Source organism: Brevibacterium sp. BDJS002, assembly GCF_028201555.1.
Lineage (GTDB): Bacteria > Actinomycetota > Actinomycetes > Actinomycetales > Brevibacteriaceae > Brevibacterium > Brevibacterium aurantiacum.
Genome location: NZ_CP116392.1, coordinates 198,757 through 216,896 on the forward strand (window position 1 = coordinate 198,757; position 18,140 = coordinate 216,896).

Sequence of the window (18,140 nt, forward strand, 5' to 3'; positions counted from 1 at the left end):
ACTCTTCAAGGAGAACCATGGAACCCTTTCTGCTGACGAACAAATCGGCCCTGGTCACAGGTGCTGCCCAGGGCATCGGCCTGGCCATTGCGACCTCACTGGCCAGGCGCGGAGCCTCGGTCGGGATTGTCGATCTCAAGGGCGCCGAGGCGGCTGCTGAGAGTCTGTCGAAGCAGTTTCCCGAACAGACCTTCACCGGTTTCGAGCTCGATGTCCGCGACGCCGAGGCGGTCACCGCAGCCGTGGGATCCTTCGCTCAGTCCTCCGGTGGGATCGACATCCTCGTCAACAACGCCGGCACCGCGGCCCGCATCGGGATCGATGAGATCACTGCCGAGCAGTGGCAGCGTGATCTGGATACCAACCTCGGCGGGACGTTCAACTTCATCAAGGCTGCAGTCCACCCGCATATGATCAACGCCGGGAGTGGGTCGATCGTCAACATCTCCTCGATCTCGGGCATCAACGGCGGCGCCATGTCTGATGGTGATGCTGGTGCGCGTTCGGGACCGGCGTATGCGGCGAGCAAGGGCGGGATCATCGCGCTGACGAAGTGGGTGGCCAAGGAGTACGGTCGGCAGGGAATTCGCTGCAACTCGGTGGCACCGGGCCCGGTCGAATCCGCCCTGACCGCAGGTCAGGACTACGACACCTCGAACCAGGCGCTGGATCGCATGGGCACACCGGCTGAGATCGCCGAGGCGGTCGCCTACCTCGCCAGCGATGGCGCGGCCTTCACCACCGGCCAGATCCTGCGCATCGACGGTGGGGCAGTGATGTCGTGAGTTCCCCGGCTTCACCCTCGTCAGCGGCCTCGGTCCCGGACGATGTTCTCGACGTCCGTTCCATCGGGTTCACCCCGATCAAGGGGACCAGGCACCAGTCGCAGCCGGCGGCCTCATTCGATGAGCACGGGCCCGTGGGGGACCGGCGATACTGCCTCGTCGACACCGAGACACGACAGGTCCTGAGGACCGTGCAGCACCCGTCGCTGGTCGCGGTTGCGGCAGCGCTTCACGGTGCCCAACTGGAGGTCACACTGCCTGATGGACGCTCGGTCTGCGCCGTACCGGAGCCATCAGGTGAGGTGCTGACCTGCGACTACTGGAGCAGACCCGTCGAGGCGGAGCTGACCCAGGGTCTCCACGATGCGCTGCTGTCAGCCTGGCTGGGCAAGCCCGTGCGACTGGCTCATGTGCCACGCGGAGACGTCGTCTTCGGGGAGCCGATCACGATCGTGACCACAGCCTCGATTCGTGATCTCGGCGAGAGAGTTGGGCATCCTGATCTGCTTGCCGAAGCGGCAAGGTTCAGAGCGACACTGCTCGTCGAGACGGACGTCCCCTATCAAGAGGAGACGTGGAACGGCCGCGAGATGACATTCGGCGAGAGTCGCATTCGGGTCGGAGGACCGATCCCACGCTGCGCGGTCATGGATCTGCACCCCGTCACCGGCGCGCGCGGTTCGCGACTGCTGAAGTCACTTGCCGCCTACCGGCCCAGAAATGAGGCCGGTGAACCCCATTTCGGGGTCTATGGACAGGTCGTCGGCAGGACGAGGAGCTCGAAGGTCACGGCCACAGGGTTCGCCCCGATAGCCAACCGTCCTGCGTGAACCTCACCGTCAACATCGACGACTTCCGCGTCGAGCCTTACCTTCGCGTCGTCACCCAGGGCTCCACGGACTGATCCTGTCAGGTGAGTGAACTCGACGGCTGGCCACGGTGCGGTTCCATCAAGGAACACGGCGCCGGTGGTGCTGCCGAGACTGGCCCGTACCTCGGCGGAATCGAAGCCGGCCTCACGGCAGATGGCCACGATCGCCTCATCGATGAGCTCGCCGGGACGGACACGGGAAATGACGGCATCGGTCGACGCCGATGCAGACGCCGACTCTGGCTCTTGAGCCGATTCGGTGGCGGGGGAGTGCCGCGCAGTCGGTGCGAACGCGAAGAACCCGGTCTCCCGATCGGTCTCGCTGAGCTGCTGCGCATCGGCGAGAGCGAAGACGCGCAGGCGCATGCCCTTTGGCCCGACGAGCGTGCCGGGCAGCAGATGACCGCCCTCGGCCAGACCCTCCTCGGTCAACCAAGAAGCATGGATATGAGCGAATGGTTCCCCGTTCTTCGTACCCACCGTCGCCGAGGCATGGCGCAGCACAGCTGGCCCCTCGTGGCGGAACTCGGTGGTGAAGGACATGGGGTGTTCGGCATCGGGCCCATAGGCCGGGTAGACATAGTTGATCCGACCGAACTCGCCGTCAAGGAACTCCACCATCAGCCCGGAGACGTCGAGTGTCTCCAGGAGGACGGTCACGGAGTCGAAGAGGTCATCACCTGCGACGAGATCGACAAGATGCTCTGCATGACGAGTCGGCACCGAGACGATTCGCGGACTCAGTCGGGGCCCGGCATGGATGACGACGTCACCAGGATCGCCGAGGCGGAAGCCCGGAACATCGCGTGGACTGGTGGTCTCGTGTGGGTGCGCATCGTTGGTCATGGCTGGTCCTCCACGCTGCTCACAGCCTCGGCGATCTGGCGAGCTTCGTGCTGGAGCAGCTCGGCGAGTTCGAACACGCGAGCCCCGGTCATGCGCTCCTCGATGCTGGCGATCGACAGTGCCGCGCGCGGTTTCCTGCCCTTGACCCTGACCGGCACGCCGATCGCCCAGGATCCCTGAGCGAAGAGCCCGGGATTGTGGACGAACCCGTCACGACGGCCCCGGCTGATGATCTCCTTGAGCCTGGGCACCGAGACTTCGGGGTAACGGTCCGCGAAGATTCTTGAGTTGGCATCGAAGGTGGCATCCACCTCGGCGTCGGTGAATTGGGTCATGATGGCAAGACTTCCGGCGCCGATGCCCAAGGGGTGGCGATCACCCACGGCCAGCGCGTTGTTGAAGATCGGGCCGAAGCCGTCCTCGCGGCGGGCGCAGATCGAGTAGCTGCCGGTGCGCATCGTGAGGAAGGCAGTGTCCTGGGTGAGCTCGGCGAGCCTGAGCAGACTCGATTCTGATTCCTCGAGTGCGGGGTCGGCGGATTTCTGGGCCAGCTGTCCCATGATCTGGGACTGCACGCCGAGGCGGTAGCCGCCGTCCTCGCATCGTTCGACGTATCCCATGGCGATGAGGGCGTTGAGCATGCGATGCACGCTGGCCTTGGGGCGACCGCTGATCGCCACAATCTCGCTGAGGGGCGCACCGTTGGAGTTCTCGCTGCTGATGATGCCGACCAGGCCCAGAAGGGATAGGGCCCGTTGGATGCTTTGGGCTCCAGTGCCCGGCCCCAGGTCGTCGACGGCGTGAGCGACGTTGAATGATGCGGAGCGGCGCATGATCCGCCCGCGCATCTTCATTCGGTCGAGATCGTGTGTCTGCGCTTCATTGCCCATGCTGACAATTATCGGTTGCTGCCGGTGGAAGCCAGAATCCGGATCCACGATGTGGACCGCCGATGGGGTGGACTACTGCAGTGCCAAACTCCTGCGCAGGGATTTGATCATCATGTCGAGACCGTCTGACTCCCGCAGCGGATCGGCGGCGAGGATCTGGATGGAACGGTCGTCGAGGCCCGGGTCGTCGAGTTCCACGGCGGTGCAGCCCGCCTCGGCGAGGTTGTCCGGGATCGTCCGCTCGGCCATCATCGCAACCATCGTCGTTCCGGCGATGGCTCTCATCGTGAGCACGGGGCAGGTGGCTTCGATCGTCGGTGAGAACACCTGTCCCTGAGCGCGGACAGCCTGTTCGATCCTGATCCGGGCACTGTTGCCCGACGGCAGCGTGGCGATTGGGAAGTCGATGAGGTCACGGACGCGGACGGTGGCTCTCTGGGAAAGCGGGTGCTTCTTGTCGAAGACCGCGAAATTCCGAGACGGGGCATGATTGATCCGCCGGACACCGGGAACCGAGACGAGATCATGGCCGGGGACGGAGAAGTTCACGCACAGGTCTGCCTGCCGGTTCTTGAGCACTTGGACAGCCTCGAGCGACGTGGTGTCGATGATCGAGACCTGCACCCTGTCAGTGGTGGTCATGACATCGTTGATGGCGTCGGCGACGACGGTCTGGCCGAGCCCGGTGCTGGTGACGATAGTGATGGTCTCGACGCGCGGGAATAGTTGCCGAATGAGTCGGAGAGAAGCTCGGATTCTGCGATCATCCGCCGTGCGAAATCTGCGAGAGCCAGGCCCTGACCAGTGGGAACGACTCCGCTCGCCGAGCGATCGAACAGCGTCGTACCGTAATGCTCCTCAAATGTTTTGATCTGGCGACTGGCGGTCGAATGGGAGACAAACAGAGCTCGCGCGGCGAGGTGGATGGAGCCATATTCGACAACTGCCAACAGGGTCTTGAGGCTGCGCAGGTCGGTCATGCCATCATGCTACTAAAGGTGGTGCATATTATGCACAGTCACCTTGCAAGAATCGCACCGGTGTATGGACGAATCGGTCTTCCAATCTGGGCCGGACTGCGACACTCTTCATCTATGACCTCAGATCACAGCTCCGGCAACCGCGACACGACACGTAAGACCGTCACCCAGGCTGCGGGCGAGTTCGTCCGCAGTCAGGCCTTCTTCGATCTGCTGGCTGCCCGAGTTGCCCGCCGCACCGAAAGTCAGGCGCCGGGCAACGGCGCGGCCGCACATGCCTACCTCGCCGAGGAGGTCGCCCCCGAGCTCGCGGCACTGGGCTTTGCGACGACGATCCACGACAACCCGGAGTCCGCTGAGCACCCTCTGCTCATCGCGGCACGGATTGAGGACCCGGATCTGCCGACCGTCCTCCTCTACGGCCACGGCGACGTGCAGTTCGCCCACGACTCGCAATGGTCTGAGGGCCTCGACCCCTGGGTTCTCACCCGCGACGGCGACCGCCTCTACGGACGCGGCAGCGCCGACAACAAAGGTCAACACACGGTGAATTCCCTGGCGCTGAAGACTGTTCTCGAGACACTGGGCGGCGAAGTCGGCGACGGGGGCGGCGACGGCGGCGACGGCGACGGGGGCAGTGCCGTCAGTGACGTTGAGGCTGGAACGCTGGGCTATAACGTGAAGATCCTCATGGAGACCGCCGAAGAAGCGGGTTCTCTCGGACTCAAGGCATTCGCCGCCGCACACACGGCAGAACTCGACGCCGATCTCTTCCTCGCCTCCGACGGTCCCCGGATCGCCGCCGAATACCCGACGCTCTTCCTCGGTTCCCGCGGGGCGTTGGGGTTCACTCTCGTCGTCCACGATCGCGATGGCGACCATCATTCGGGCAACTGGGGTGGGAAGCTGCGCAACTCCGCGACCGTCCTCGCCGCGGCCATCAACGCCCTCGTCGATGGCAACGGTGTCATCAGGATTCCCGCCCTGCGCCCCGACGATCCACCCGCTTCGGTGCTCGAGGCCGTTGCGAAGCTGCCAGAGGTGGTCGAAATTGGATCACCCGAGATCGATCCCGATTGGGGCGAGCCCGGGCTCACCTCGGCGGAGAAGGTCTTCGCCTTCAACGTCATCGAGGTCCTCGCCCTCGACGCCGGCAATCCTGCCCAGGTGGTCAATGCGATCCCGGGGAAGGCCGAAGCGCACATGCAGCTGAGGTACGTCGTCGGCACCGACGTCGACGACTTCGAGGACAAAGTGCGGGCGCATCTGGAGAGTCAGGGGATCCACGGGGTCGATGTCCTCGTCGAGCACTGCATGCCGGCGACTCGACTCGACCCGAACGCCCGCGTCGTCGCAGCCGCCGCAGCGTCGATCAAGCAGACAACCGGGCTCGAGGCCGCGATCGAACCGAACCTGGGCGGCACCATCCCCAACGACGTCTTCGCCGAGGTGCTGGGCCTGCCGACCGTGTGGGTGCCGCACTCCTACCCCGGATGCAATCAGCACGCCCCCGACGAACACGCCCTGACCTCAATTCTTGAGCAGGGCGCGGAGATCATGGCCGGAATGTTCTGGGACATGAGGCAGAACCCCGATGGCTGGTTCACGTCGAAGAGCACCAGGACTGAGGCTGGCGAACGCTCGACTGACGCTGCCCCAAGCGACGTGAGGTAGCCCCTTGGGCGTGATGAGGCTCATCCGAAAACCCATCGCTCTCAATATACTTAACTGGTAAAGTATATTGAAGTCGGCATTCACGCCGACCAGTGAACAGAACACGTGACGAGGAAACGGGGGCGAGGCAGGCATGAGTGACGATGCAGCGGACTCCCCGAACGATTACATCGCCGATGTGCGCGGCCAATGGGAGACGATCTTCCCCGACCTCGACACCTCGATGGTCGCCGTCATGGGCCGGATTGCCCGCATTGCACAGGTCGTCCAGGTCCGAAGCGACGAGGTCCTCGCCGCCCAAGGCGTGACCCGTGGGGAATTCGACGTCATCTCCCTGCTCGCCCGACATGGCGGCACGCTGTCACCGACGCGAGTGTCAACGGAGCTGATCATCTCCGGTGCCGGCGTGACCAAGCGCCTCAAGCGCCTCGGCAGTGCCGGTCTGGTCTCCAGGATTCCCGATCCTGCTGATGGGCGCGGCTCGCTCGTACAGCTGACCGACACGGCATGGGACCTGCTGCGTCCGATCCTCGAATCCGTACTCGGCTTCGAAAACCGGCTGCTGGCCGACCTCGGCCTCGAGTCTCAGGAGCAGCTCGCAGGCAGCCTGCGCGAACTTCTCATCAGCATCGAAGCAGACACCGCGAGCAGCTAGACGCCCACGCACTCACTTCAGCACCAGTAGCACTCAGCGCCACTAAGACCCAGCACCGCCGGGACCCAGCAGGATCCGTACCGGAGCGACCAGCACTTCAGCCCAGGAGGCACCCGAGAACTGTGAAGACCTATGCCCGCGACTTCTTCCGCATCCCATCCCCACGCGGACACCGCACACCTGCCCTGCGGGTCGCGGCGGGCATCGGCATCCCACTCATCATCCTCATCCTCATGGGGCGGACCGACCTCACCATCTTCGCGGTCTTCGGTGCCCTGACCGGTGTCTTCGGTCGCGTCGAACCCCACTGGCTGCGGCTCAAGCACCAGACGTTCGCAGGAATCCTCATGAGCCTGAGCATCGTCGGCGGCGTCATCAGCGGCGGCTTCGGCATCAACGGCTGGGCGCTCGTGGGGATCGGCACCCTCATCGCCGGAGTCTTATCGATCGTCGCCGATGTCCTCAGACTGCGTCCCTCGGGACCGCTCTTCTACATCTTCGCCTTCATGGCCACCGCCTCCGTCCCCTTCGACGGGCAGCTCTGGGAGGCCGCACTGACCGGCGTCGCCAGCGTCGGCGTCGCCCTCGTGCTCGGCTTCATGGGCCGGCTCTGGGCGCGCCGGACCGAACCAGATCGCCAGCTGGCCGAAGCGCCGCTTCCAGCCTGGTCGCGGATCTACGCGCAAGCCGGTCGCTACGTTGTGGCTCTGGGGCTGGCCGGGTCCATCGGAGTGATGTCCGGCCTGGGGCACCACTACTGGGCCATGGTCGCAGCCGCGGCCCCGATCTCTGCCGTCGGAGCCTCGGGCGGATTGGTCCGTGCCGTCTATCGCATCATCGGTACCTACGCCGGCGTCCTGCTCACCGCTGCCCTACTCACCATCCAGTGGCCGCCGCTGGGGCTCGCGTTCCTGATCGCCGCCCTCCAATTCGCCGGCGAGGTCTTCGTCATCAGCCACTACAGCATCGCACTCGTCTTCATGACCCCAGTCGCACTGATGATGACCGAATTCGTAGCCCCTGGGCCCACTGGAACTCTCGTTGCGGATCGCGCACTCGAGACGACGATCGGCGCGGTCATCGCCTTCTTCGTCATCCTGCTCACTACACGCAAACAGCGGGCGCAGGAGCGGAGTCTGAGGCAGACTCAGACGAACTGAGCCTCCCGGGCGCGGCTGGAAGCATCAGGCGTGCACGGGGGAGGCGGTCGCCTCGGCGAGGGCTCGCTTCTTTGCCCCACGATGACCGATGACGGTCACGACGGCGATCGCCGCGGCCACGAGGGCGATGCCGATCCACTGATTGATCATCAGCGTGGCAGCACCGGCGATGGCGCCGATGAGGATGAGGAGGACGGCCAGCGCACGCCGGATCCAGCGGACGCTGTCGCCGCCGGCCAGCCGCGAATCCGATGCCAAGCCGACGATCGTCGAGGTGACGACGACGGTGGTGACGTCGGCGATCTTCATCCGCCGTGCCGCAGCGGCCTGTGCACCCATGAGGGCCGAGAGTACCGAGGTGAAGATAGTTCCGGCCAGCCCCAACTCGGGATTGGGCACGAGCGCGACATAGACAGCCAGACCCGCACAACCGATCGCCACTCCGGCGAAGATGATGGTGGTGCGCATGTGCCATTCCTCGCCGATCCGGCCGAGGATGCGCCCGCCGAGGGCCGCACCCACCATGAAGAAGACGAGAGCTAGGGCAGGTCGCAGGACGGGAGTGTCCTCTGCCCCGGCCAGTCCCATGCCGAGGATGACGACGTTGCCCGTCATGTTTCCGGTGAAGACCTTGTCGAAGCCCAGGTAGCCGATCGCATCGACCATTCCGGTTGAGAATGTCAGTACGAGCAGCATGGCCAGATCGAGTCGACGTGTCATTGCGTCCCTTTCATCGAGCACGCCTGCGAACCCTGTTGGTCTCAGAACCCGAATAGATACTAGGCATCGGGCGGCCACGGCCACTGGCGATCCCAGGATTCGAAATTTCCTGAAAGTTTGTATACAAAACCATATGCACCGGATAGATTGTATGCAAATAATCAAGCTGAATGTAATGCTCACACAGGAGTGCGCGTGAAAAAACGGATAACGGCGGTGCTTGCCAGCGTCGTCTTGCTGGCGGGGTGCACGCCGGTCCAGCCGCTTGGCGAACCACCCGAGCGACCCGACGTGAAGTCTGTCAATGCCGACCCAGGAGCTTTCGAAGAAGGCGGAGATCTGGTGATGGCGCTGTCGTCGGAACCGGACCGCCTCGACCCGACGACATCCTCCTCTCTCTATACCCGCTACGTGATGCAGACGATGTGCCAGAAGCTTTACGACATCGATGCGAACGGTGACATCACACCGATGCTCGCAACCGCGCTGCCAGACATCTCAGAAGACGGGAAGACTGTGCGCATCCCGGTCAAGGACGGTGTGCGATTTGCCGACGGCACCGACTTCGACGCCGAAGCGGTCAAGACGACCATCGAGCGCGGTCTCAACCTCGAAGAGTCCTCCCGGTCTGCCGAACTCGGTCCGATCAACGATGTGACCGCAATTGACGATCACACCCTCGAGGTCAACTTCGATGAGCCTTTCGCGCCATTCACTGCGGCCCTGGCTGATCGCGCCGGAATGATCATGTCGCCGACAGCCCTCGACGAAGCGGGCGAGAACTTCGGCGACCACCCAGTGTGCGTCGGGCCGTTCAAGTTTGAGAAACGCATCGCTCAGACCTCAATCAAGGTCGTCAAAGATGCCAACTACTATGACGCCGACAAGGTTCACCTGGACTCGATCACCTACCAGATCATGTCGGATGCGAACATTCGTGCTGCGAACATTCGTTCCGGCGATGTACAGGTCGCGGACACAATCTCCCCGCAGGACGTCGATGCCCTCAAGGAAGAATCGGGCATCGGAATACTGCAGTCGAACTCTCTGGGATATCAGGGACTGACCGTGAACCTGGGCTTCGGTGACAATCCGGAGAACTTCGAGACGCCGCTGGGTCAGGACCCGAAGGTACGTAAAGCACTGTCGATGGCCATCGATCGTAAAGCACTGGTAAACACAGTCTTCAACGGCTGGTTCTCCCCTGCATGCTCAGGCATCTCCCCGGACAGTCCGTTCGCCACCGCAGCAAGCAACGAGTGTGTCGACTACGATTCCGAAGCCGCGAAGAAGCTTCTCAAAGACGCCGGAGTCGACCTTCCGCTCAAGGTGAATATGAAGGTCTCGAATACTCAGGACACGCTTCGATTCGCTCAGGCTGTGCAAGCCGCGACGAAGGAAGCCGGATTCGAGATCACTGTCCAGCCGATGGAATACACGGCACTGCTCGATGCCCAGGACCGTGGCGACTACGAGCTTCTCCAGCTGGGTTGGTCAGGTCGCGTCGACCCGCACGGAAACCTCTACACCTTCCATTACCCAGGTGCTGGCAACAACGTCACAGGAGTCGACGATGACAGGCTCAGTGACCTGCTTACCCGAGCCAGTGAAGCCACAGACATGGATGAGCGAAAGAAGCTCTACGGTGAAGCCTCACAGCGGACCGGCGAGCTCAATTCGATCATCTATCTGTACCGCCAGAAGAACCTCACCGCCTTCACCGACAACGTGTCCGGCATCGATGTGTTCTCCGACGGCGTTGTCCATCTCTCCGAAGCCGGATTTCTGAAGAAGGACGCTCAGTGATGACCAGATTCGTGCTCACCAAAATCTTCCACGCCATCATCACGTTCGTGCTCTCAGGCATCGTCATCTTCTTCGGTGTCCGCATGCTTCCCGGCGACCCGGCACTGGCCATGGCCGGTGAAGAGGCGACCCCCGAGCGGCTCGACGCTATCCGTGCCGACCTCGGTCTCGACCAGCCTCTGATCGTCCAGTTCTTCAAGTTCCTGGGCGACATCGTCACCGGTGACCTCGGCGAATCCACAAGGACCGGTCTGGCCGTGACCGAGATGATCGCGACCACACTGCCGGTGACATTGTGGCTGTCGCTCTACGCGATCATCGTCGCCGTCATCGTCGGCATCACCCTCGGCATGGTTGCAGAACGCTTCCGCGGGAAATGGCCGGAGCTGGGCAGCAACTTCATCGCTCTCCTCGGACTCTCGGTCCCAAACTTCTGGCTCGGACTCCTGGCGATCATGGGTCTGGCGTCATCCTCGGCTGGTTCCCTGCCTCGGGATACGTTGACATTCTCTCCGATCCGATCCGCGGCATCTACTATCTCACCCTGCCAGCAGTGATCCTGGGCACCAGCCTGGCAGCCGTCATCACCCGGCAGACGCGGGCGTCGATGATCGAAAGCATGGGCACCGATTACGTGCGCATGGCACGAGCAAAGGGGTTGTCCAGACCACGGGTCCTCTTCCGATACGGACTGCGCAACTCACTTATCGTCCTCGTCACGATCATCGGCCTGCAATTGGGTGGTCTGATCTCCGGCGCCGTGGTCACGGAGAGGATCTTCGCGTTGCCTGGCCTTGGCAAGCTCACGCTCGATGCGGTCTTCTCTCGCGACTATCCGGTTATCCAGGCCGTCGTCCTCGTCATCACCGCCTCCTACATACTCATCAACCTGGCCGTCGACATCCTCTATTCGGTCATCAACCCACAGATCCGAGTCAGCGAGGACGCCTCATGACCACACCCATCGTCACCAACTCCGACAAGAACACGCAGGGCCTCGACCCTGAATTCCAGGCATCGAACAACCGCGCCTGGTGGCTGCTGCGCTCAATCCTGTCCAACCCGATGGGACTCATCGGCTCCGTTATGGTCGCCATCGTTGTGCTCATCGGACTGTTTGCGCCACTCATCGCCCCCTACGGCTTCGCGCAGACGAACTTTCAGGCGCCATTCCAGGTGCCGGGCACGATCGGTTACGTATTCGGCACCGACGACCTGGGACGTGACATCCTCTCCAGGCTCGCTGTCGGAGTTCGCGCGTCTCTACAGGTCGGACTCCTGGCTGTTGCATTGGCCGTCATCGTCGGTACGCCCCTTGGCTTGCTGGCTGGATATTTCCGAGGTCTCGACGCGATCATCTCGCGGCTGACCGATGTCACTCTGGCGTTCCCGTTCCTCATCATCGCCGTCGGACTCGCCGCCATTTCCGGGCCCAGTTTGGCCAATGCGGCGATCGCCCTCGGCATCTCACAGGTTCCTACGATGATCCGAGTCGTCAGAGGTGAAACGATGCGGCTGAAATCTGCCGATTTCGTCAAAGCCGCCATCGCCACCGACGCTTCGAAGACACGTATTCTGGGCATGCACATCCTGCCCAATATCGCCTCGGCGATCATCGTGCAGGCCACCGTCATCATCCCCACCGCTGTAATCGGAGAATCGATCCTCTCCTTCCTCGGCCTGGGCATCCAGCCGCCCTCACCCAGTTTGGGAATCATGCTCTCCGATGCGCAGCAATACATCTTCCGCGCGCCGTCGACCGCACTGTTCCCCGGTCTTGCGATCTTGGTCATCTGCTTGGCCTTCAACCTCTTCGGGGACGCCCTGCGCGACGCCCTCGACCCCAACTCGAAGAAGGGACACTGACATGTCGTTCACCCCACCCGCTACCTTCACCACCCGACCCACCTTGGAGGGGCATTTCGGGATGGCCGCCTCCACGCACTGGCTGGCGACTGCGGCATCGCAGGCTGTCCTGGAACGCGGCGGGAACGCTTTCGACGCGGCCGTGGCAGGAGCCTTCCTCCTCCACGTCGTCGAACCTCATCTCAACGGCCCCGGCGGTGACATGACAGGGGTCTTCGCCACCGCCGAAGACCCGGCGAATCCGCAGATCATGATGGGCCAAGGCCCGGCCCCCGCCGCTGCAACCATCGACCACTACCGCGGTGAGGGCCTCGACATGGTCCCCGGAGCCGGAGCGCTCGCGGCCGCAGTCCCCGGCGCCGTCGACTCCTGGCTCAACCTGCTTGAACACCACGGCACCTGGGAACTCGCCGATGTCCTCGACTTCGCCATCGACTATGCCGAGAACGGCCACCCCGTCCTCGGTCGAGTCGTTGGGACCATCGAGCGCGTCCGAGAGCTGTTCACCGAACACTGGCCCACGTCCGCAGCCCAGTGGATGCCGGAGGGACAGATCCCGAAGACCGGTGACCTCGTCTACAACCGCCCCTATGCCGCGGTCCTGAAAAGACTCATCAGCGCAGGTGAGGGGGCGGAAGGTCGCGCAGCGAGAGTTGCTGCGGCACGTCAGGAATGGAAGTCCGGCTTCGTCGCCGAGGCGATTGCACATTTCATCTCGACCCCGCACCGGCACTCGACCGGCGGTGACCACGCGGGCGTTATGACGGCCGCCGACTTCGCCGGATTCGACGCGCACTTCGAAGATCCGGTGACGATCGACTTCCGCGGCTATTCGATTGCGAAGATAGGGGCCTGGGGCCAGGGCCCTGTGCTGCTGCAGACGCTGAAGATCCTCGACGGATTCGACGATGAGCGACTCGACCCCTCGACCGAGATGGGTGCGCACACGATCCTCGAAGCACTCAAACTGGCGATGGCCGACCGCGACACCTACTACGGTGACGCAGACGTCGACCTCGACTGGCTGCTCAGCGAAGACTACGCGGCCAGTCGCCGCGAACTCATCACTGAGGAAGCCTCACTCGAATTCCGACCCGGCGCCGATCGGACAGGGGATGTCCCGACCTTCGCCCCGCCACTCGTGCTCGAGGGCGCGGACAAGGAAGCCATGGCCAAGGCCGGCATCGGCGAACCCACTGTGCAGAAGAACGGCGTCAACAACGGCGACACCTGCCACATCGATGTCGTCGACCGCTGGGGCAACATCATCTCGGCCACACCCTCGGGCGGGTGGCTGCAGTCCTCGCCGGTCATCCCGGAACTCGGTTTCTGCTTGGGCACCCGCCTGCAGATGGTGTGGCTCGACGAGACTGCGCCCTCGGCTCTGACTCCGGGCAAGCGCCCCCGCACCACACTGACTCCGACATTGATCTCGAAGGATGGGCAACCGGTCATCGCGCTCGGTTCACCAGGCGGTGATCAGCAGGAGCAGTGGCAGCTGCTGCTCATCTTGCGCATGCTCGTCGGAGGATACGCACCGCAGCAGGCGATCGATGCACCCGCCTTGCACACGACCGCTCTGGCCGGGTCGTTCTGGCCACGCACCTGGGTGCCGGGTGGAGCAGTCGTCGAGGACCGCCTCGGCGAAGAAGTCATCAACGGACTCATCGCACGCGGTCACGTCGTGACCAAAGCTGGCGACTGGGAACTGGGCAGGCTCTCCTGCGTCACCCGCGACCCGGCCACCGGCCGAGTCACCGCAGGGGCGAACCCACGCGGTGCCCAGGGATATGCGGCGGGACGATGATGAGCACCGAAACCAACAACGGTGTGGAACCGTCAGAATTCGTCCTTGAGGTCTCTGACCTCGAAGTCTCCTATGAGGCCCCGGTACTCCACGATGTCGGCTTCACCCTGGCACCGGGGGAGCGATTGGCTCTCGTCGGGCAGTCGGGATCAGGCAAGTCCACGACGATCAGCGCGATCCTCGGGCTCCTACCCGGGGCAGGGCACGTCAGCTCCGGAACCGTGAAGTACCGGGGTGAGGAGCTCGTCCGGGCAGATGCCCAGCGCCTCCAGACATTGCGCGGCCGTTCGATCGCCTTGGTGCCACAGGACCCCATGGCGAGCCTCAACCCGAGCATGCGCGTGGGCGACCAGATCGCCGACGCCCTGCGGACATACGGAATGTCGAACTCCGCCGAGGTGACCCGAAACGTCGTACGCCTGATGACCGAAGCGGGAATCCCGGAAGCCGAGAACCGGCGACGGTCCTATCCGCACGAATTCTCTGGCGGTATGCGACAGCGGATCCTCATCGCGATCGCCTTGTCCGGGGAGCCTGACCTCATCATCGCCGACGAGCCGACTTCCGCTCTCGACGTGACTGTGCAGAAGCAGATCCTCGATCATCTGCAGAAACTTGTCACCGAGCGGGGGACCTCGCTGCTCTTCGTCACCCACGACCTGGGTGTCGCAGGCGAGCGGACCGACACAATTCTTGTGATGAACGACGGTCGCGTCGTGGAACGGGGAACACCACAGCAGGTGCTGGGCAACCCGCAGGACGACTACACGAAAGCCCTGGTCAAGGCCGCCCCCAGTATCGTTGTCGACCGAGAGCCGAGCCCCGTTCGCGGGGCTGCGGGATCAAATCCTGACGCACAAACCGACGACGATAGTCCCGAGAGTGGGGCCACCTCGGCGAATGTGCTCGAAATCAACGATCTGCACAAGATCTACAAGCTGCGCGGCCGGGGCAGAGAGGTGCACGCGCTCAACGGCGTGAGCTTCACGGCCAAGCGCGGTCAAACTACTGCAGTGATCGGCGAATCCGGATCCGGAAAGTCGACGATCGCAAAGATCGTGCTCGGACTCGAGAAGGCCACCAGCGGGGAGGTCCTTGCCGGAGGCCGCAACGTCGACGCCACCTCGCGAGCCGAACGGACCATTCTGCGCCGATTCAGTCAGCCGGTGTTCCAAGATCCGTTCTCCTCTCTTAACCCGATGTGGGGTATCGAGCGGATCATCCGTGAGCCCCTCGACGTGTTCAAGATCGGTACCCAGGCCGAGCGGAGACGCAAGGTTGCCGAGGTGCTCGATCAGGTGGCTCTGCCAGCGTCGATGCTCGAGCGTCGGCCTGCCGATCTCTCCGGTGGTCAGCGACAGAGGATCGCGATCGCCCGGGCACTGATCAGCGAACCTGAGCTGCTCATCTGCGATGAGGCGGTGTCGGCTCTCGACGTCCTCGTGCAGGAGCAGATCCTCGAACTTCTGCGTCAGCTGCAGTCAGGACTCGGTGTGAGCTGCCTGTTCATCACGCACGATCTTGCAGTTGTCGCGAACTTGGCAGACGATGTTGTAGTGATGAAGAACGGAGAGGTCGTCGAGGCGGGCGCGACGCGAGAGGTCATTGATCGTCCGGCCGCGGAGTACACGCAGAAGCTGTTGGCCGCCGTGCCCGGTTCCGGTTTGCTCAATGCCTGAACCTGGTTCTTCACCGCGGCCGGGTTCGGCCCCAAAGTCGAGCGCGGCCTCGACTTCGAACAGCATCGCCGTCGGGGCGAAGATCCGCCACGACATCATCAAGGGCGTGCACCCGCCCGGCGGCAAGCTCCGCGAAGCGGCCCTGGCGAAGCAGTACGACGTTTCGCGGATCCCGATTCGAGAGGCGCTGCGTTCCCTCGAGTCCGAGGGGCTCGTCGAGTCACGGCCGTACAGCGGCAGCATGGTCGCCCCATCACCGGTCGAGGACGCCGAGGATCTGTTCGAGATCCGCATCGTCTTAGAATCCGCGACCGCCAAACGAGCGGCGAAGCGCGCAGTGCAGCAGAGCAACGGTGAGGTTCCCGACGAACGGTGGCGGACGATCCGCAAGGAGATCAACGAGATCCTCGATGCCGGTGACATCGTCATCGGGGAGGAACGCTACGACGACCTCGCGGTGCTCAACATGCGCTTCCACTTCGCCATCGCCGAACTCAGCGGCAGCCTCTCCTTCGTCAGCCTGCTGCGCCAGATCTCGGGCAAGATCGAATGGCTCTACTCACTCAACGTCACCCGCCGCGGCCCGCAGGCCTGGCCCGAACACCGCGACATCATCGCCGCCATCGACGCCGGGCAAGAGACGAAGGCTGCCGAGGTGATGGGCCAGCACGTGCGCCGCAGTCGCGACTCGTACTTCACCATGATGGCCGAGAGGCCTCCTAGTCGGGTCGGTTGCCGACGTAGCAAAGCAGTCTCAGGAGTGAAGGGTGTTCAGACCTCGACGATCATCTCGATCTCGACCGGGACATCCAGCGGCAGGACCGCCACACCTACTGCACTGCGGGCATGGACTCCGACGTCGCCGAAGACCTCGCCGAGGAGCTCGCTGGCACCATTGATCACCTGTGGCTGAGCAGTGAAGTCCGGTGCGCTGGCGACGAAGCCCGTGACCTTGACGATGCCTTTGATCGCAGACAGCTCACCGGTGATCGCACGAATGGCGGCCAGGGCGTTGAGGGTGCACTGGCGAGCCGTCGCCTGGGCGTCTTCGAGGCTGACCTCGGCACCGACCTTGCCCGTGTGGATCGGCTGCCCGCCCTGCACGGGAAGCTGGCCCGAGGTGTAGATGTACTGACCTGTGCGCACGGCCGGAATATAGGCGGCCACGGGCGCGGCGACCTCGGGGATCGCCAATCCGCGCTCTTCGAGGCGAGCTTCGGGTGTGATTGTCGATTCGCTGCTCATTTGAGGACTCCTGTCGTCATGAATTCGTCGAGGCGCTCACGGTAGCCGGTGGTGTCGATTTCGGCTTCGGTCAGCCATTGGGACGAATAGTATTTGTCGAGATAGCGCTCGCCGGGGTCGCAGATCAACGACACCAGACTTCCCGTCTGTCCGGCCGCCTTCATCTGCGACACGATCCGGAACGCGGCCCACAGGCCGGTGCCCGTCGACGCCCCGGCACGACGCCCCATCAGTGTCTCGAGCAGCTGGATGGATGCGATGGCGGCAGCGTCGGGAACATGCATCATCCGGTCGATGCTCGACGCGATGAAGCTCGCCTCGACCCGCTGTCGTCCGATGCCCTCGATCCGGGACCCCTGATCGGTCGTCGCCGCCGGATCGTGGTCGCGCCAGCCGGCGAAGAAGGCCGAATTGTCCGGATCGGCCACGCAGATGCCCGTGGCCCGACCGGTGTAGCGAACATATCTGGCCAGGGTCGCCGAGGTGCCGCCCGTGCCGGCGGTGGCGATGATCCAGGAGGGTTCGGGGTGGGTCTCACTCGACATCTGATCGAAGATCGACTCGGCGATATTGTTGTTGCCGCGCCAGTCCGTGGCCCGTTCGGCATAGGTGAACTGGTCCATGTAGTGACCGCCGGACTCTGCGGCCAGATCAGCCGCGACCTCGTAGACCTCATTGGCGTTGTCGACGAAATGGCAGGTGCCGCCGTAGAACTCGATGAGCGAGATCTTCTGGGCACTCGTCGATCGGGACATGACGGCGATGAACGGAACGCCGATCAGCTGGGCGAAATACGCTTCGGAGACCGCGGTCGATCCGCTGGAGGCCTCCACAACCGGGCGACCGGGGCGAATCCACCCATTACACAGTGCATGGAGGAAGAGTGAGCGGGCCAGACGGTGTTTGAGTGAACCGGTGGGATGGCTCGACTCGTCTTTGAGATAGAGGTCGATTCCCCATGCGGCGGGCAGCGGCACATGCAGCAGGTGCGTGTCCGAGGATCTGTTGGCATCTGACTTCACCGCTCTGATGGCTCCGGCCAGCCACTGGCGGGCTTGCGGATCGTAGCGGTCGATGTCGTCTTCGGCAGGCACGCTCGTGTGATCGTGTGAGTCGGTCATGGCCTCGAGCTTATGGGATATCCCAGACGATGCGA

The 18,140-nt window shown here is 63.5% G+C and carries 18 protein-coding genes and 1 pseudogene; 12 read left to right on the top strand and 7 right to left on the bottom strand.

Annotated features, from left to right (window positions below; translation table 11 throughout):
- Positions 1-17: 17 nt before the first annotated feature.
- Both PGC08_RS00920 and PGC08_RS00925 read left to right on the top strand, forming a co-directional pair.
- Entirely contained in the window at positions 18-785 is a 768-nt protein-coding gene (locus PGC08_RS00920) for an SDR family NAD(P)-dependent oxidoreductase (protein WP_271709269.1), read from the top strand.
- The gene (locus PGC08_RS00925) at positions 782-1,615 is read left to right on the top strand and encodes an MOSC domain-containing protein (RefSeq protein WP_135447439.1); all 834 of its coding nucleotides are present in this window, start codon (positions 782-784) and stop codon (positions 1,613-1,615) included. The genes PGC08_RS00920 and PGC08_RS00925 overlap by 4 nt, the downstream gene beginning before the upstream one ends.
- On the opposite strand, the gene PGC08_RS00930 is transcribed toward PGC08_RS00925, so the two are convergent.
- The 4 genes from PGC08_RS00930 to PGC08_RS00945 all read right to left on the bottom strand — a co-directional run bounded on the left by PGC08_RS00930 (position 1,534) and on the right by PGC08_RS00945 (position 4,372).
- A complete protein-coding gene (locus PGC08_RS00930) occupies positions 1,534-2,502 on the bottom strand; it encodes a PCC domain-containing protein (protein ID WP_127361764.1) in 969 nt (322 codons plus the stop codon). The genes PGC08_RS00925 and PGC08_RS00930 overlap by 82 nt on opposite strands.
- On the bottom strand, positions 2,499-3,392 hold the full coding sequence (locus tag PGC08_RS00935; protein WP_009882099.1) for an IclR family transcriptional regulator: 894 nt from the start codon (positions 3,390-3,392) through the stop codon (positions 2,499-2,501). The genes PGC08_RS00930 and PGC08_RS00935 overlap by 4 nt, the downstream gene beginning before the upstream one ends.
- Before the next feature lie 72 nt (positions 3,393-3,464).
- A complete protein-coding gene (locus PGC08_RS00940; RefSeq protein ID WP_333937932.1) occupies positions 3,465-4,148 on the bottom strand; it encodes a LysR substrate-binding domain-containing protein in 684 nt (227 codons plus the stop codon).
- Complete coding sequence (locus PGC08_RS00945; protein ID WP_271709270.1) at positions 4,031-4,372, bottom strand: LysR family transcriptional regulator; 342 nt, start codon at positions 4,370-4,372, stop codon at positions 4,031-4,033. Before PGC08_RS00945 ends, PGC08_RS00940 begins: the two co-directional genes overlap by 118 nt.
- A 114-nt stretch (positions 4,373-4,486) precedes the next feature.
- On the opposite strand from PGC08_RS00945, the gene PGC08_RS00950 reads away from it, so the two are divergent.
- From PGC08_RS00950 to PGC08_RS00960, 3 genes are all read left to right on the top strand, one after another.
- Entirely contained in the window at positions 4,487-6,046 is a 1,560-nt protein-coding gene (locus PGC08_RS00950; protein WP_096157966.1) for a M20/M25/M40 family metallo-hydrolase, read from the top strand.
- Positions 6,047-6,179: 133 nt separating this feature from the next.
- On the top strand, positions 6,180-6,701 hold the full coding sequence (locus tag PGC08_RS00955; protein ID WP_009882102.1) for a MarR family winged helix-turn-helix transcriptional regulator: 522 nt from the start codon (positions 6,180-6,182) through the stop codon (positions 6,699-6,701).
- Between the two features lie 122 nt (positions 6,702-6,823).
- The gene (locus PGC08_RS00960) at positions 6,824-7,861 is read left to right on the top strand and encodes an FUSC family protein (protein ID WP_069599217.1); all 1,038 of its coding nucleotides are present in this window, start codon (positions 6,824-6,826) and stop codon (positions 7,859-7,861) included.
- A 24-nt stretch (positions 7,862-7,885) separates the two neighbouring features.
- On the opposite strand, the gene PGC08_RS00965 is transcribed toward PGC08_RS00960, so the two are convergent.
- On the bottom strand, positions 7,886-8,581 hold the full coding sequence (locus PGC08_RS00965) for a YoaK family protein (RefSeq protein WP_069599218.1): 696 nt from the start codon (positions 8,579-8,581) through the stop codon (positions 7,886-7,888).
- Positions 8,582-8,776: 195 nt separating this feature from the next.
- Here PGC08_RS00965 and PGC08_RS00970 point away from each other — a divergent pair, with 195 nt between their 5' ends.
- From PGC08_RS00970 to PGC08_RS01000, 7 genes and pseudogenes are all read left to right on the top strand, one after another.
- Positions 8,777-10,387, top strand: a complete 1,611-nt coding sequence (locus PGC08_RS00970) for an ABC transporter substrate-binding protein (protein WP_271709271.1) — start codon at positions 8,777-8,779, stop codon at positions 10,385-10,387.
- Complete coding sequence (locus PGC08_RS00975; protein WP_271709272.1) at positions 10,387-10,944, top strand: ABC transporter permease; 558 nt, start codon at positions 10,387-10,389, stop codon at positions 10,942-10,944. The genes PGC08_RS00970 and PGC08_RS00975 overlap by 1 nt, the downstream gene beginning before the upstream one ends.
- Positions 10,941-11,342 (top strand): ABC transporter permease, encoded by a 402-nt coding sequence (locus tag PGC08_RS00980; RefSeq protein ID WP_271709273.1) that lies wholly within the window; start codon positions 10,941-10,943, stop codon positions 11,340-11,342. The genes PGC08_RS00975 and PGC08_RS00980 overlap by 4 nt, the downstream gene beginning before the upstream one ends.
- Complete coding sequence (locus tag PGC08_RS00985; RefSeq protein WP_271709274.1) at positions 11,339-12,253, top strand: ABC transporter permease; 915 nt, start codon at positions 11,339-11,341, stop codon at positions 12,251-12,253. Before PGC08_RS00980 ends, PGC08_RS00985 begins: the two co-directional genes overlap by 4 nt.
- A 1-nt stretch (position 12,254) precedes the next feature.
- Complete coding sequence (locus PGC08_RS00990) at positions 12,255-14,060, top strand: gamma-glutamyltransferase family protein (protein ID WP_271709275.1); 1,806 nt, start codon at positions 12,255-12,257, stop codon at positions 14,058-14,060.
- A complete protein-coding gene (locus PGC08_RS00995) occupies positions 14,057-15,739 on the top strand; it encodes a dipeptide ABC transporter ATP-binding protein (protein ID WP_258771957.1) in 1,683 nt (560 codons plus the stop codon). The genes PGC08_RS00990 and PGC08_RS00995 overlap by 4 nt, the downstream gene beginning before the upstream one ends.
- Positions 15,732-16,355, top strand: a pseudogene (locus PGC08_RS01000) (GntR family transcriptional regulator); the annotation flags it as partial. The gene PGC08_RS00995 and the pseudogene PGC08_RS01000, both read left to right, overlap by 8 nt.
- Positions 16,356-16,510: 155 nt before the next feature.
- Here the strand turns inward: PGC08_RS01000 and PGC08_RS01005 are convergent.
- Both PGC08_RS01005 and PGC08_RS01010 read right to left on the bottom strand, forming a co-directional pair.
- Positions 16,511-16,984 carry a RidA family protein gene (locus PGC08_RS01005; RefSeq protein ID WP_125177757.1) on the bottom strand — a complete coding sequence of 158 codons (474 nt, stop codon included), beginning with the start codon at positions 16,982-16,984 and terminating at the stop codon, positions 16,511-16,513.
- Positions 16,981-18,105 carry a PLP-dependent cysteine synthase family protein gene (locus PGC08_RS01010; RefSeq protein WP_271709276.1) on the bottom strand — a complete coding sequence of 375 codons (1,125 nt, stop codon included), beginning with the start codon at positions 18,103-18,105 and terminating at the stop codon, positions 16,981-16,983. The genes PGC08_RS01005 and PGC08_RS01010 overlap by 4 nt, the downstream gene beginning before the upstream one ends.
- Between the last annotated feature and the right edge of the window lie 35 nt (positions 18,106-18,140).

What these genes read in the sequence shown, in the direction of transcription:
- PGC08_RS00975 (WP_271709272.1), top strand. Translation starts at nt 10,387, where the DNA reads ATGACCAGATTCGTGCTCACCAAAATCTTCCACGCCATCATCACGTTC.
- PGC08_RS01005 (WP_125177757.1), bottom strand. Translation starts at nt 16,984, where the DNA reads ATGAGCAGCGAATCGACAATCACACCCGAAGCTCGCCTCGAAGAGCGC.
- PGC08_RS00930 (WP_127361764.1), bottom strand. Translation starts at nt 2,502, where the DNA reads ATGACCAACGATGCGCACCCACACGAGACCACCAGTCCACGCGATGTT.
- PGC08_RS00955 (WP_009882102.1), top strand. Translation starts at nt 6,180, where the DNA reads ATGAGTGACGATGCAGCGGACTCCCCGAACGATTACATCGCCGATGTG.
- PGC08_RS00935 (WP_009882099.1), bottom strand. Translation starts at nt 3,392, where the DNA reads ATGGGCAATGAAGCGCAGACACACGATCTCGACCGAATGAAGATGCGC.
- PGC08_RS00945 (WP_271709270.1), bottom strand. Translation starts at nt 4,372, where the DNA reads ATGACCGACCTGCGCAGCCTCAAGACCCTGTTGGCAGTTGTCGAATAT.
- PGC08_RS00995 (WP_258771957.1), top strand. Translation starts at nt 14,057, where the DNA reads ATGATGAGCACCGAAACCAACAACGGTGTGGAACCGTCAGAATTCGTC.
- PGC08_RS00985 (WP_271709274.1), top strand. Translation starts at nt 11,339, where the DNA reads ATGACCACACCCATCGTCACCAACTCCGACAAGAACACGCAGGGCCTC.
- PGC08_RS00965 (WP_069599218.1), bottom strand. Translation starts at nt 8,581, where the DNA reads ATGACACGTCGACTCGATCTGGCCATGCTGCTCGTACTGACATTCTCA.
- PGC08_RS01010 (WP_271709276.1), bottom strand. Translation starts at nt 18,105, where the DNA reads ATGACCGACTCACACGATCACACGAGCGTGCCTGCCGAAGACGACATC.
- PGC08_RS00990 (WP_271709275.1), top strand. Translation starts at nt 12,255, where the DNA reads ATGTCGTTCACCCCACCCGCTACCTTCACCACCCGACCCACCTTGGAG.
- PGC08_RS00950 (WP_096157966.1), top strand. Translation starts at nt 4,487, where the DNA reads ATGACCTCAGATCACAGCTCCGGCAACCGCGACACGACACGTAAGACC.
- PGC08_RS00920 (WP_271709269.1), top strand. Translation starts at nt 18, where the DNA reads ATGGAACCCTTTCTGCTGACGAACAAATCGGCCCTGGTCACAGGTGCT.